This window comes from Streptomyces sp. NPDC057136, from assembly GCF_042670885.1.
GTDB lineage: Bacteria > Actinomycetota > Actinomycetes > Streptomycetales > Streptomycetaceae > Streptomyces.
The window spans coordinates 19,749-32,190 of record NZ_JBHUUV010000040.1 but is presented as its reverse complement, the minus strand read 5'-3'; the positions used below and the strand labels follow the sequence as shown (position 1 = coordinate 32,190).

Annotated in this window: 14 protein-coding genes; 8 read left to right on the top strand and 6 right to left on the bottom strand. The window is 70.3% G+C overall.

What is annotated here, in order from left to right; all coding sequences use genetic code 11:
• The first annotated feature begins 9 nt into the window (after positions 1–9).
• Both ACFT7S_RS32745 and ACFT7S_RS32740 read left to right on the top strand, forming a co-directional pair.
• Entirely contained in the window at positions 10–840 is an 831-nt protein-coding gene (locus ACFT7S_RS32745; protein ID WP_382738140.1) for an AzlC family ABC transporter permease, read from the top strand.
• Positions 837–1,142 (top strand): AzlD domain-containing protein, encoded by a 306-nt coding sequence (locus ACFT7S_RS32740; RefSeq protein ID WP_382738137.1) that lies wholly within the window; start codon positions 837–839, stop codon positions 1,140–1,142. The genes ACFT7S_RS32745 and ACFT7S_RS32740 overlap by 4 nt, the downstream gene beginning before the upstream one ends.
• 56 nt (positions 1,143–1,198) lie before the next feature.
• Here ACFT7S_RS32740 and ACFT7S_RS32735 read toward each other — a convergent pair whose 3' ends face one another.
• Positions 1,199–2,113: a hypothetical protein gene (locus ACFT7S_RS32735; protein ID WP_382738134.1), complete on the bottom strand. Its 915-nt coding sequence runs from the start codon at positions 2,111–2,113 to the stop codon at positions 1,199–1,201.
• A 79-nt stretch (positions 2,114–2,192) separates the two neighbouring features.
• On the opposite strand from ACFT7S_RS32735, the gene ACFT7S_RS32730 reads away from it, so the two are divergent.
• Positions 2,193–2,387, top strand: coding sequence for a DUF3046 domain-containing protein (locus ACFT7S_RS32730; RefSeq protein ID WP_382738131.1), 195 nt, complete (start codon positions 2,193–2,195; stop codon positions 2,385–2,387).
• A gap of 260 nt (positions 2,388–2,647) precedes the next feature.
• A complete protein-coding gene (locus ACFT7S_RS32725; protein WP_382738188.1) occupies positions 2,648–3,829 on the top strand; it encodes an AI-2E family transporter in 1,182 nt (393 codons plus the stop codon).
• Positions 3,830–3,845: 16 nt separating this feature from the next.
• Here the strand turns inward: ACFT7S_RS32725 and ACFT7S_RS32720 are convergent, their stop codons facing one another.
• On the bottom strand, positions 3,846–4,754 hold the full coding sequence (locus ACFT7S_RS32720) for an SDR family oxidoreductase (protein WP_382738128.1): 909 nt from the start codon (positions 4,752–4,754) through the stop codon (positions 3,846–3,848).
• Positions 4,755–5,021: 267 nt separating this feature from the next.
• Here ACFT7S_RS32720 and recA point away from each other — a divergent pair, with 267 nt between their 5' ends.
• The gene (recA, locus tag ACFT7S_RS32715) at positions 5,022–6,152 is read left to right on the top strand and encodes a recombinase RecA (protein ID WP_382738125.1); all 1,131 of its coding nucleotides are present in this window, start codon (positions 5,022–5,024) and stop codon (positions 6,150–6,152) included.
• 3 nt (positions 6,153–6,155) lie between these two features.
• The gene (gene recX / locus ACFT7S_RS32710) at positions 6,156–6,962 is read left to right on the top strand and encodes a recombination regulator RecX (RefSeq protein WP_382738122.1); all 807 of its coding nucleotides are present in this window, start codon (positions 6,156–6,158) and stop codon (positions 6,960–6,962) included.
• A 127-nt stretch (positions 6,963–7,089) separates the two neighbouring features.
• On the opposite strand, the gene ACFT7S_RS32705 is transcribed toward recX, so the two are convergent.
• Positions 7,090–7,725, bottom strand: coding sequence for a hypothetical protein (locus ACFT7S_RS32705; RefSeq protein WP_382738120.1), 636 nt, complete (start codon positions 7,723–7,725; stop codon positions 7,090–7,092).
• A 220-nt stretch (positions 7,726–7,945) separates the two neighbouring features.
• On the opposite strand from ACFT7S_RS32705, the gene ACFT7S_RS32700 reads away from it, so the two are divergent.
• Together ACFT7S_RS32700 and ACFT7S_RS32695 are read left to right on the top strand one after the other, a co-directional pair.
• A complete protein-coding gene (locus ACFT7S_RS32700) occupies positions 7,946–8,614 on the top strand; it encodes an ArsR/SmtB family transcription factor (protein WP_382738117.1) in 669 nt (222 codons plus the stop codon).
• Complete coding sequence (locus tag ACFT7S_RS32695) at positions 8,611–11,256, top strand: FtsX-like permease family protein (RefSeq protein WP_382738114.1); 2,646 nt, start codon at positions 8,611–8,613, stop codon at positions 11,254–11,256. Before ACFT7S_RS32700 ends, ACFT7S_RS32695 begins: the two co-directional genes overlap by 4 nt.
• Before the next feature lie 30 nt (positions 11,257–11,286).
• Here the strand turns inward: ACFT7S_RS32695 and ACFT7S_RS32690 are convergent, their stop codons facing one another.
• The 3 genes from ACFT7S_RS32690 to ACFT7S_RS32680 are packed head-to-tail and all read right to left on the bottom strand — an operon-like array spanning position 11,287 to position 12,426.
• Positions 11,287–11,661 carry a rhodanese-like domain-containing protein gene (locus ACFT7S_RS32690; protein WP_382738185.1) on the bottom strand — a complete coding sequence of 125 codons (375 nt, stop codon included), beginning with the start codon at positions 11,659–11,661 and terminating at the stop codon, positions 11,287–11,289.
• A 44-nt stretch (positions 11,662–11,705) separates the two neighbouring features.
• Entirely contained in the window at positions 11,706–12,371 is a 666-nt protein-coding gene (locus tag ACFT7S_RS32685; RefSeq protein WP_382738111.1) for a cysteine dioxygenase, read from the bottom strand.
• On the bottom strand, positions 12,340–12,426 hold the full coding sequence (locus ACFT7S_RS32680) for a putative leader peptide (RefSeq protein ID WP_311605579.1): 87 nt from the start codon (positions 12,424–12,426) through the stop codon (positions 12,340–12,342). The genes ACFT7S_RS32685 and ACFT7S_RS32680 overlap by 32 nt, the downstream gene beginning before the upstream one ends.
• Positions 12,427–12,442: the final 16 nt, after the last annotated feature.

Here is a 12,442-nt window from a genome sequence, read left to right as displayed (position 1 = left end):
GTTCCGGACGTGGCAGAACAGATAGCACCCCCAGGAAGCGACCGCGTGGACGACAGCACACCCGACGGCCCGGACGCACGAGCGACCGGAACGCCCGGTACGGACACGTCCGGTACGGCGGTGCCCGATGCCCCGAAGCGCGATGCGGAGGTCGTACGGGACGCGCTCGGCGTCGGTATCGCTGTCGGGCTCTCCGGATTCGCCTTCGGGGTCACCTCGGCCGGCGCCGGACTGACTCTGCTCCAGACCTGCGCGCTCAGTCTCCTCGTCTTCACCGGCGCCTCGCAGTTCGCTCTGGTGGGTGCGCTCGCAGCCGGAGGGAACCCGTACACCGCGGCGGCCGGAGCCTTCTTCCTCGGCGTACGGAACGCGTTCTACGGGCTGCGGCTCTCGCAACTGCTCGCGCTGCCTCGCGCCGTACGTCCGTTCGCCGCGCAGTGGGTCATCGACGAGACGACGGCCGTCACCCTGCCCCAGCCCACCAGGCGTGCGGCCCGGATCGGTTTCACGGTCACCGGGCTCACCCTGTACGTCCTGTGGAACCTGACCACCCTGGTGGGAGCACTCGGCGCCGAGGCGCTCGGTGACACGAACGCATGGGGGCTGGACGCGGCCAGTCCCGCGGTATTCCTGGCGTTGCTCGCGCCGATGCTCAAGAGCACCATGGAGCGCGTCACGGCAGGCCTTGCCGTCCTGCTCGTTCTGGGACTGCTGCCGGTGCTGCCCGCAGGACTTCCGGTGCTGCTCTCCGCGCTCGCCGCACCCGTCGTCCTCTTTCTGATGGGGCGCCGCAAGAGCGGAACGACCGTTGTGACGCAGGACGAGGAGCGCAGCCGATGAACGTCTGGATCGCCATCGGGCTCACCGCCGCCGGCTGTTATCTCGCAAAGCTCCTGGGACTGCTCGTTCCCGCCGGAGCGCTGGAACGTCCCCTTGTGCAACGTCTGGCCGCGCTCCTGCCCGTAGCACTGCTGGCGGCGCTCACCGCGCAGCAGACGTTCGGAGACGGTCAGCAGCTCGTCCTCGACGCCCGGGGGGCGGGTCTGGCGGCAGCGGCCCTCGCCCTGGTCCTTCGCGCCCCCTTCCTGGTCGTCGTCGGGGCCGCCGTAGCGGTGACGGCAGGAGTACGCGCCCTGGGGTAGGTGTCCGCAAACGGTAAGGGGCTCGGCGGCGAAGGGCGCCGGTACCCGGGGGCGGATCAGCTGAGGCTGCGGCCGTACGCCCGCAGTGTCTGGAGCGCCCGGAGCGTCACGAGCGGCCGACCCTCCAGGGCCGTCCCCGGTGCCCACTGCCGCCAGGTGACCGGCCAGCCGCCGTCCTCCTGCTGCCCGGCCGCCAGGTGGTCGAGCGAGCGGTCCAGCTCCTCGTCGGTGAACCAGCCGCGGGCGAGCGATCCGGGTGTACGTGCGAAGTCGTACGGGAAGTGGTGTTCACCCGGTGCGTATCCGGGGGCCACCGGGTACTCCGCATGCCGCTCCGGGTCCAGCACCGCCAGCCGCTGGTCGCGTACCAGTCGCCCCAGGCGGTCCGTCGCGGCCTCGGCGCGTGCCCGGTCCGGGACGTCGTCCAGGAAGGCGACAGCCGCCTGGATCTCGTACGGATGGGACTGCTCGAGTGCGTCGACGGCGGCCCAGCAGAAGTCGGTGGCCCGGAACAGCCACGCGTGCCACACCTGATTGCGGTGGAGCAGCCCGACGACGGGGCCGGTGGCGAGCAGCTCGGCGGGAGGGTCGTCGACGACGGGGATGAACGGGGCGGCCGGGTAGCCGCGCTGCGAGGGGTGGATCGCAGGCAGCGCACCCTCCTTGGTCGACACGTCGGTCAGATAGCGGCAGATGCGCTCCACCCGCATGCCGGTGCACCGGCCGATCGAGTCGAGCACGCTCAGTGCGTGAGCGGTGTGCAGCGGTTGGCTCACGGGGCCGCGAAGATCGGGTTCCAGTGCGTGCCCGTAGCCGCCGTCCTCGTTCAGATAGGCGGCGAGCGCGGTCTCGACCGCGTCCGCGCTGCCGCCCAGGAACTCCTGGGCGAACCGCCGCTGTTCGAGGACGCGGGCCGTGAGCCAGATGAACTGCTCGGCGCGGGCGAGTGGATGTGCTCCGGTTCCAGCCATGGACCGACCGTAGAGCGGAAAGCGCTGTCGACAAGGTCGGGCGGCCCGGCTGCACTCTCAGGAGCGGGATAATGGATGCATGCGGTTGACGATTTTCTGGGAGCGGATGGCGGACCACTTCGGTGAGGGGTACGCGGACTCCTTCGCACGCGATCATGTGATGTCCGAGCTCGGAGGCCGTACGGTGCACGAGGCGCTGGCTGCCGGATGGGACGCGAAGGATGTCTGGCGCGGGGTCTGCGCAGCGGTCGGCGTCCCCGCCGAAAAGCGCTGACGGCCCCTCCGGGACGCACGGACGGCCCTCGGGCGAGCGTCGGCGATATCCCCCGGAAGAGCGGAGGTACCGGGCGACGTTGACGCCACGCGGCCGTTCCCCTCGACGGCGCCCGGGGCGGGCGGCCGAATGGCACGGGGATGGGCGAGACTTCTCCCGTGGCACCGACAGACGAGACCGCCCAGACCCAGCCGCCCGCTTCACCGCCCGTCCCGCCGGCCGCGCCACCCGCGCCGCCGGCCGGTGCCGGCCCGGTCCGTATGCCCCGCTGGCTGCCGCGCGCGATGGTGCTGGCGCTCGCGCTCTACGCCTGTTTCCAGCTCGGCAGCTGGGCGTTCGACCAGCTTGTCGGCCTGCTGATCAACGTACTGCTCGCCTTCTTCCTGGCGCTGGCGATCGAGCCGGCCGTGAGCCGGATGGCGTCGCGCGGCATGCGCCGCGGTCTTGCCACGTTCCTGGTCTTCATCGCCGTCCTGATCGCCGCAGCCGGTTTCGTCGTGCTGCTCGGCTCGATGCTCGCGGGCCAGATCCTCGACATGGTCGAGGATCTCCCGGATTACCTCGACTCGGTGATCAAGTGGGTGAACCAGACCTTCCGCACCGAGCTGTCCAGAGTCGACGTCCAGGACAGCCTGCTGCACTCCGACTGGTTGCAGAAGTACGTCCAGAACAGCGCGACCGGCGTCCTTGACGTCTCCACGACGGTGCTCGGCGGACTGTTCCGGCTGTTGACGATCTTCCTGTTCTCCTTCTACTTCGCGGCCGACGGCCCCCGGCTGCGCCGCGCGCTGTGCTCCGTACTGCCGCCCGCGCATCAGGCCGAAGTGCTGCGCGCCTGGGAGATCGCCGTCGACAAGACCGGCGGCTATCTCTACTCGCGCGGACTGATGGCGCTGATCTCCGGCGTCGCGCACTACGTGCTGCTGGTGATCCTGGGCGTGCCCTACGCCCCGGCGCTGGCGGTCTGGGTCGGCCTGGTCTCCCAGTTCATCCCCACCATCGGTACGTATCTGGCGGGCGCCCTGCCGATGCTGATCGCGTTCACTGTCAACCCCTGGTACGCGCTGTGGGTCCTCGGATTCGTGGTGATCTACCAGCAGTTCGAGAACTATGTGCTGCAGCCCAAGCTCACCTCCAAGACCGTCGACATCCATCCGGCGGTCGCATTCGGCTCGGTCGTCGCCGGTGCGGCGCTGATGGGCGCCGTGGGTGCGCTGATCGCGATCCCGGCGATCGCGACGCTGCAGGCGTTCCTCGGCGCGTATGTGAAGCGGTACGCGGTGACGGACGACCCGAGGATGCACGGCGGCCGTCTTGGGCGCCGTGGCAGGTCGGTGCGGGCACGGATGCGCCAGCTGCTGCGGAAACGCCCTGCCGGAGGGAAGCTGCCGGCCGACGGCCCGGGCGACGGCCCGGGCGACGGCACGGACGCACACGGCTGACGCGTGGCTGCCGAGTTCAGCGGTACCCGGTGACGTCCGCGGGAAGTCCGGGGTCCTGGACCTCGGTGAGGTAGCGCCAGGCATCGGGTCGGCTGCCGTCGACGTCGGTGAAGTCGTACACCTGTGCCAGTTGGCCACTGGACAGCGACTTGCCGTTCCACCGAGCCACCTCGGGGTCCTGGGCCAGTGCGGCCACGGCGCGGCCGACGTAGGCGGGGCTCTCGGAAATGGCGAAGTGGGGCGAGTGCGCGATCGCGTCACGCCAGTTGGCCTCGGTGACGCCGTGTGCCTGGAGCATGGCTTCGGACCTGAGCCAGCCCGGGGTGAGCGATACGGCGGTCGCGTGGTGGGGTGCCAACTCGTGCGCGAGCGCGAACGCCATCCGGTTCACCGAGGTCTTCGCGAGGTCGTAGAAGAACGAGACCCGGTAGTTGTCCGCGTTGTACTCGGTGGTGCCGTCGGTCACCTCGACGACCAGACCGCCGGGCGTCTCGATGAGCAGCGGGATCGCGTAGTGGCTGGTGATGGCGTGCGTGTCGACGGCCAGCCGCAGTGTGTGCAGCCCGTTGTCCAGGGACGATTCCCACACGGACCGGTTCCACTCGATGCGGGCGCCCCAGATGTCGTTCACCAGCAGATGGAGAGCGCCCTGCTCGCTTCGGATGCGCGCCACCAGCCTGCTGACCTGGGAGGGGACGAGGTGGTCCACCTGTACGGCGATCCCGTGGCCGCCCGCCCGGTCCACAAGAGCGGCGGTCTCCTCGATCGTCTCCGGCCGGTTCATCTCGGAACGTTCGGACCCGCTCGTGCGTCCCGTCACATACACGGTCGCTCCGGCGGCACCGAGCTCAACCGCGATGCCTCTTCCCGCGCCGCGTGTGGCTCCCGCGACAAGGGCGACTTTTCCTACGAGAGATGTCCCCATGTGCCCGGAATTTAGCATGATGCCGAACACTCTTCATTGACTTGCCGGATCTACGCTGTTATAAGCCGCTGCTCTCGTTCGGATGGTTCGGCGTGGTGCGCTTGACACCGAAATCGAACATCCATTCTCATGAGATTCCGGTCGGGTTTTCCCGGGCCCGACCGTGGAGTTGTCCACAGGCCGGGAGGACGTCGAGGCCCATTGTCAGTGGCAGGGGTTAGCGTCATTGACGTGAAGCGATCGACTCAAGCAAATCGGGTGGAACCCATGGCAGGAACCGACCGCGAGAAGGCGTTGGACGCCGCACTCGCACAGATTGAACGGCAATTCGGCAAGGGCGCGGTGATGCGCCTCGGTGAGCGGCCGAACGAGCCCATCGAGGTGATCCCCACCGGCTCGACCGCGCTCGACGTCGCCCTTGGCGTCGGCGGTCTGCCGCGCGGCCGTGTGGTGGAGGTGTACGGGCCGGAGTCCTCCGGTAAGACGACGCTGACGCTGCACGCCGTGGCGAACGCGCAGAAGCTCGGCGGCACGGTGGCCTTCATCGACGCCGAGCACGCTCTCGACCCCGAGTACGCGAAGAAGCTCGGTGTCGACATCGACAACCTCATCCTGTCCCAGCCGGACAACGGTGAGCAGGCGCTGGAAATTGTGGACATGCTGATCCGCTCCGGCGCGCTCGACCTGATCGTCATCGACTCCGTCGCGGCCCTGGTGCCGCGGGCCGAAATCGAGGGCGAGATGGGTGACTCGCACGTGGGTCTGCAGGCCCGTCTGATGAGCCAGGCGCTCCGCAAGATCACCAGCGCGCTCAACCAGTCCAAGACCACCGCGATCTTCATCAACCAGCTCCGCGAGAAGATCGGTGTGATGTTCGGCTCCCCCGAGACCACGACCGGTGGCCGGGCGCTGAAGTTCTATGCCTCGGTGCGTCTCGACATCCGACGGATCGAGACGCTCAAGGACGGCACCGACGCCGTGGGTAACCGCACCCGGGTCAAGGTCGTCAAGAACAAGGTCGCGCCGCCGTTCAAGCAGGCCGAGTTCGACATCCTCTACGGCCACGGCATCAGCCGCGAGGGCGGTCTGATCGACATGGGCGTCGATCACGGCTTCGTCCGCAAGGCCGGTGCCTGGTACACGTACGAGGGCGACCAGCTCGGCCAGGGCAAGGAGAACGCCCGCAACTTCCTCAAGGACAATCCCGATCTCGCCAATGAGATCGAGAAGAAGATCCTGGAGAAGCTGGGTATCGGTGTACGGCCCGAGACTCCGGCGATCGAGCCCGCCGCCGATGCGGTGGTCTCTGCCGATGGTGCGGCCGACGCTTCGGCGAAGTCCGTGACCGCGCCGGTCACCAAGGCCAAGGCCACCAAGGCTGCGGCGGCCAAGAGCTAGGCCGTGACGCGTCGTACGGAGTGGTCGGGCGGCGAGGCCGACCCCGGCGCGGGCGCCGGCGCTGCATTCGCCGCAGGGTCCGCCCATGCGTCCGAGTCGGAATTCGGTTCCGGGGCGGGGACCGGTTTCCGGTCCGAGTCCGCCGCGCGGGCCGGGGGCCGTCGGGGGAGAGGCTCGGGCGGGGGGTTCGGCGAGAGTCGCGGGGGGTTCGGCGAAGGTTCGGGGCCGGGCGGGGGTGCCGGCCGTCGTTCCCGCACCGGCTCCAGAAGCGGCGGTTCCTCCTCCTCGTCGAGAGCCGAGAAGGGGGAACCGCAGGACCCGGTCGAGCAGGCGCGCAACATCTGTCTGCGCCTGCTCACCGGCACCCCGCGCACTCGCAAGCAGCTCGCGGATGCCCTGCGCAAGCGGGAGATCCCCGACGAGGCCGCCGAAGAGGTGCTGTCGCGGTTCGAGGACGTGGGGCTGATCGACGACGGGGCGTTCGCGGAGGCGTGGGTCGAGTCCCGACATAACAGCCGGGGGTTGGCCCGCCGTGCCCTCGTCCGCGAGCTGCGCACCAAGGGCGTGGATTCCGCGCTGATCGACGAGGCGGTCGGACAGCTCGACCCGGAGCAGGAGGAGGAGACGGCCCGCGAGCTGGTGGCCCGCAAACTCCGCTCCACACGTGGCCTGGACCGCGACAAGCGCCTGCGTCGCCTCGCGGGCATGCTCGCGCGCAAGGGGTACGGGGAGGGGGTGGCCCTGCGCGTGGTGAGGCAGGCGCTGGCGGAAGAGGGCGAAGACACGGAGGGCCTGGACGAGCCCTTCTGAGCGCGTGGTGGGCGGGTGGGGGAGTCCGCCCTGGGCGGGGAGGGACTGGGGGCGGCGGGCCGATGGGTGACGTCCTGGTCTCGGGCGCCGGGCTGGTCTCGGGCGCTCGGGCGGCGACCGGGGCGGGTCAGTTGCCTGCGCGTGCGGCTCGCCGGATGGTGGCGTCGAGCAGGGACAGTGCGTCGGCGGCGGTGCGGTCGGGATGCCGGTTCCACGGGCCGATCAGGTCGGTCCAGCCCTGTGAGCGGAGTTCGGTGATCAGCCAGGCACCGGCCCGGTCCACCGTGCCGAGGGAGCCGTACCCGAGACGGTGAGCGGTGAGGAGGGCGCCGCAGATGCAGCGGGCGCCACGGGCGTTGCGCAGCCGGTACGGGGTGTTCTGCCAGCCCCACTCGACCAGGATCTGCCGGGCGTATCCGAGATGGGTGGAGGGGCGCACATCGGGCTGACCGATACGCCGCCAGCTGTGCAGACGCTCGGGCAGGATCGCGCCCAGTCGCCCGGGAAGCCGCCGCTCGTGGGGCGGCGACGTGGGCAGTGCCCGCACTGACTCGTCGATGAGCTGCTCGACGGGTACGGACAGCAGGTCCCGCCAGGCGGCCGGCTCGGACTTCGCTCCCGGCCACGAGCGCGACCCTTGGGGAACTACAGGTTCGGGGGCGGTGTGCTCCCAGCCCGTGATGATTTCCTGCCACACCGCTGTGTCGTGCAGGTGGGAGACCTGGGCGTCGAGCTGATCGGGGGTGAGGTGAGCGGTCTTCATCGGCGCGACATCTCCGTACATTTCGGCCATCGGTCTTGAGGTGAATGTGCCGGGCCCACGGCGATTGCTCCACCGGTGTGTGGCGTTCGGGTGGGGCGCCGCGGATTCCGGGCCGCGTGAGCGGCCGTCCGGGGGAGGTCGCCGAGGGGGCTAACCCCCGTACGAAGACGCAGGAATGCTCCAGTGCACAGGCACCTGTGCACAGAGCAGTGTGTGCGGCATGGCAGAGAAGCCCGGCGGTACCGAGATCACAGAGCTGGCGGCCCTCAAAGCGCTCGCCCAGCCGCGGCGCCAGCAGATCCTTCAGCACCTCACCGTGAACGGACCGGCGACGTCCGCGATCCTCGCCCGTGCTCTCGGGCTGAACACCGGGGCCACCAGCTACCACCTGCGCGAACTGGCCAGGTACGGCTTCGTGGAGGACACCACGCCGGAGGACGTCGAGGGCCCGGGAAGCAGGAGGCGACGCTGGTGGAAGGCCGTACCGGGTGACCGGCGCTTCCCGCCCCGGTCCCGTCAGACATCCGAGACGCGGCTCGTCATGGACGAGCTCAACAGGCACGCGTACGCCGCGGACCTAGCCCTCTTCGAGCAGCTCCAGTGTGACAGCGGACGGTTGAGCAGCGGACAGCTCGACCAGGGTGACGAGTGGGTCGATGCCTTCCCGTATTCGCGCGGCTCCATCCGGCTCACGCTCCCCGAACTGCGCGCGTTCTTCGAGGAGTACATCGCGTTGATGAACCGGTACAAGCGCCCGGACGCCGCAACACCGCCCGGCGCGCGCACGGTCCACACGCGCCTGCTCGCCTTCCCGGCCCCCGCGAGCCCCTCCAGCAACACCCAGCCCGCCAGCCCCGCAGGCCACCGAACAGAGACGGACGCATCATGATGCTGCGCTACGCCCTGCACACCATCCGGGACCGGAAGGGCGGGTTCCTGGGTGCGTTGCTGGCCCTCATGTGTGCCGCCGCTCTCATCACGGCCTGCGGCACGCTTCTGGAGACCGGTCTGCGCGGAAAGATCGCCACCGAACGCTATGCCGCCACGCCCCTCGTCGTCTCGGCCGACCAAAATGTCCACCGGACCACCGTCAAGCACAAGGGCAACGGCAAGACAAAGGTCAAGCACAAGGCGAAGCCCGTCGCCGAGCGGGCCTGGCTGTCCGCCGCCGTCGTCGACCGGGTCCGCGCCGTCGAAGGCGTCAGCAAGGTATTCCCCGAACTCACCTTCCCCGCACGGCCCTTGGTCCACGACCCCGCCGGCGGGCCCTCAGGCCGGCCCTCGTACGGTCACGCCTGGACCTCCGCGCCGCTCACCCCCTTCGCTCTCACCGCAGGCCGCGCCCCTGCATCGGCCGACGAGGTGGTGATCGACCGCGAGCTCGCCCGGCGGGCCGGTCTGAAGCCCGGAGACCGGCTCCCTGTGCAGTCCACCAGCAACCCGCGCTCCTACCGCGTGAGCGGCATAGCGGCCCCCGCCGCCTCCACCGCTCCCGCCTCCACCGCTTCCGCCTCCACCGCTTCCGCCTCCACCGCTTCCGCCTCCACCGCTCCCGTCGCCCCCGATGCCCGCGACGGTCTCCGTCGGCAGACCTCCCTCTTCTTTTCCACCGCCGAGGCCGAGCGGCTCGCGGCCCGCCCCGGCCGGGTCACCGCCCTCGGCGTGATCCCCGCGCCCGGAACGGATCTCACGGACCTGGAACGGCAGGTGAAGCAGGCTCTCAAGGGCACCACCGCACAGGTCTCCACCGGCGAAGCCCGCGGGCCGGTCGAGTTCCTGGACGCCGCAGGCGCCCGTATCAAGCTCGTCTCCATGGGCGGGGCGATGGGCGGCACCTCACTCCTCGTCGCGGTGCTCGTCGTCGTCGGCACCTTCGCGCTCTCCATCCAGCAGCGGCACCGCGAGCTGGCCCTGCTGCGCGCCATCGCCGCCACCTCCCGTCAGGTCCGCCGCCTGCTCTGCCGGGAAGCCCTGCTGGTCGGAGCCGCCGCGGGCGTCCTGGGCTCGCTCGCAGGGCTACCGCTCGCCGCCTGGCTCCACAGTCGATTCATCGACATGGGCGCTGTTCCCGCCACTCTGGAACGGACGTCCGGCATCTTGCCCATGCTTGCCGCCGTCGCCGTCACTCTCGTCGGGGCGTGGGCCGCTGCCCGTATCTCGGGCAACCGTATCTCCCGCATCAGGCCGGCCGAGGCGATGGCCGAGGCCGCTGTCGAGCGTGACCGCCCCGCCCGGGGACGCCTCGTCGCCGGTCTGGTCCTGCTCGCGGGCGGCGTCGTCCTCGTCGCCGTACTCGCTGCCCTGCGCACGGAGGCGGCCGCGACGCCCGTCACCTTCCTGGCCGTGGTGGTGCTGGCCACGGCCGTGTCCCTGCTGGGGCCGGCCCTCGTCAAGGGAGCGGTCGCGATGCTCGGCGGCCCCATGCGCCTCGCCGGTCACGGCGGTTCCCTCGCCGCCTCCAACGTCCGTGGAAATGCCACCCGGATGGCCGCGGTCGTCACCCCGCTGACCCTGCTCATCGGCATGACCTGCACCGTTCTCTTTGTTCAGCCGACCCTCTCCGATGTCGCCCGTACCCAGGCGCGTGAGGGCACCCGAGCCACCTCGGTCCTGGCCGCCGACGGGCAGGGCGTTCCGCCCGCCGCAGTCGAAGCGGTGCGCGCGATGCACGGAGTCGCCGCCACCACCGAGGTCGTACGGACCACCGTGCGGGTCGGACTCGAGAAGTACGCGGTCCAGGGCGTCACCGGGGCCGGACTCGCCCGCACCTGGGACCCCGAGGTCACGAGCGGCTCGCTGGCCGACTTCACGGCCGGCTCCCGTACCGCCGCGATCAGCGAACTCGCCGCCGACCGGCTGGACCTGCGCCACGGAGACCGGCTGGAGTTCCACCTCGGCGACGGCACCCCGGCGAGCCTCACCGTCGCCGCCGTGTACGCCCGGGGACTGGGCTTCGGCGATCTGACGCTGCCCCACGACCTGGTCGCCCGCCACATGGACAATCCCCTGGCCGCCACCGTCCTGATCGCCGGGGACCGGGACCGGGCCGACATCGCCGGGCGAGTGAAGGACTTCCCGGGAGTCGCCGTACTCGCGCCCGCCGATGTCGACCGACTTGAGGCCGACCGGCAGCAGCAGAACGCCGAGGTCAACTACCTGGCCATGGGGCTCGTGCTGGCCTTCACCGCCATCGCCGTCGTCAACACCCTCGCCATGTCCGTATCCGAGCGGATCCGGGAGTTCGCCATCCTCCGGCTCGCCGGCGCCACCCGCCGCCAGGTGCTGCGGATGCTCCGGATCGAGGCGCTGGCGGTCCTGCTGATCGCCGCCGTCCTGGGAAGCGGCATCTCCCTGGCCGTCCTGACCGCCTTCAGTATCGGAATGACCGGGAGCGCGGAGCCCGCGATCGTGCCGGCGGTGTACGCGGCGGTGCTGGGCGCCGCCGCACTGCTCACCCTGGTGGCCACCGCCCTCCCGGGCCGACTGGCGCTCAGGCCCCGCCCGGTGGAGGTGGCCACAGCCAGGCAGTGACCACCCCCGGTGGGCGGCAGGGGCTCTCGGTCACACCTCGACCGGGAGCCCCGCCGCACGCCATGCCTGGAATCCGCCGATCAGGTCGGTCGCGCGGTGCAGTCCCAACTGGTGCAAGGACGCGACCGCGAGGCTCGACGCGTACCCCTCGTTGCAGATCACCATCACCTGGAGATCGTGGCTCACCGCCTCGGCGGCACGATGGCTTCCCCACGGATCGAGCCGCCACTCCAGCTCGTTGCGCTCGACGACCAGCGCACCCGGAATCAGCCCGTCCCGTTCCCGCAGAGCCGCATAGCGGATGTCCACCAGCAGCGCGCCGTCCGCGGCCGCCGCGGCGGCCTGCCGCGGGCCGACCCGGTCGATTCCGGCCCGGACCCGCTCCAGCAGTTCGTCGATGCCCATCGGTTCCGTAGCGACACCGGGGGCGGTGGCCTTGCGGTTGTCGTTCACTGCCAGTCCTCCGGACGTTCGATCTGCTCCAGGCGGAGCACCGCGCCCGTACGGCTGTAGCGGCGGATACGCGGCAGCGGGGGGTAGTAGGCGTGCACCGAGACGGCATGCTCATCGGCGGATTCGTTCAGCACCTCGTGCACATGGTGCCGGCCGAAAGCCCTGCCTTGACCTGCGGTCAACTGCCGTGTGCGGTCGACCCCTTCGCTCAGTTCCAGAGTCTTCCAGCCGTCGGTGGGCAGCCGGGCGGCCAGCGAGTGTTCCTTGAGGGTGCCCGCGGCCGTGGTGAAGGCGCCGATCGAGTCGGCGTGGTCGTGCCAGCCGGTTCCCGTGCCGGGCGGCCAGCCGATCAGCCAGGCTTCACTGCCGCCCGGCCCGTCGAGCCGGAGCCAGGTGCGGCCCTCGGCATCCAGAGGGAGCGAGGCCACGAGCGCCGCGTCGTTCGCGATACGGCGGACGAAGGCGAGCAGTTCCGCGGCATCCGGCGCGGACACGGACGCCGAAGCGCGTACGGGATCAGAAAACGAAGAGGGGAGTGAAACGGGGAGTGCAGACACAGGAACCGTCCTGAGAGTTCGCGCTGAAGCCACCGCCGTACGAAGACAGCACGGCGCGGCAGTGAGAGGCGATTCAGCAGGACGGTCGACACACGCAGCCCGCATAGCGGACGAGGTCCATATGGACCCTCCGCCACAGGCGCACATCGGTGTCGGTCATGGTCTGGAGTACACCA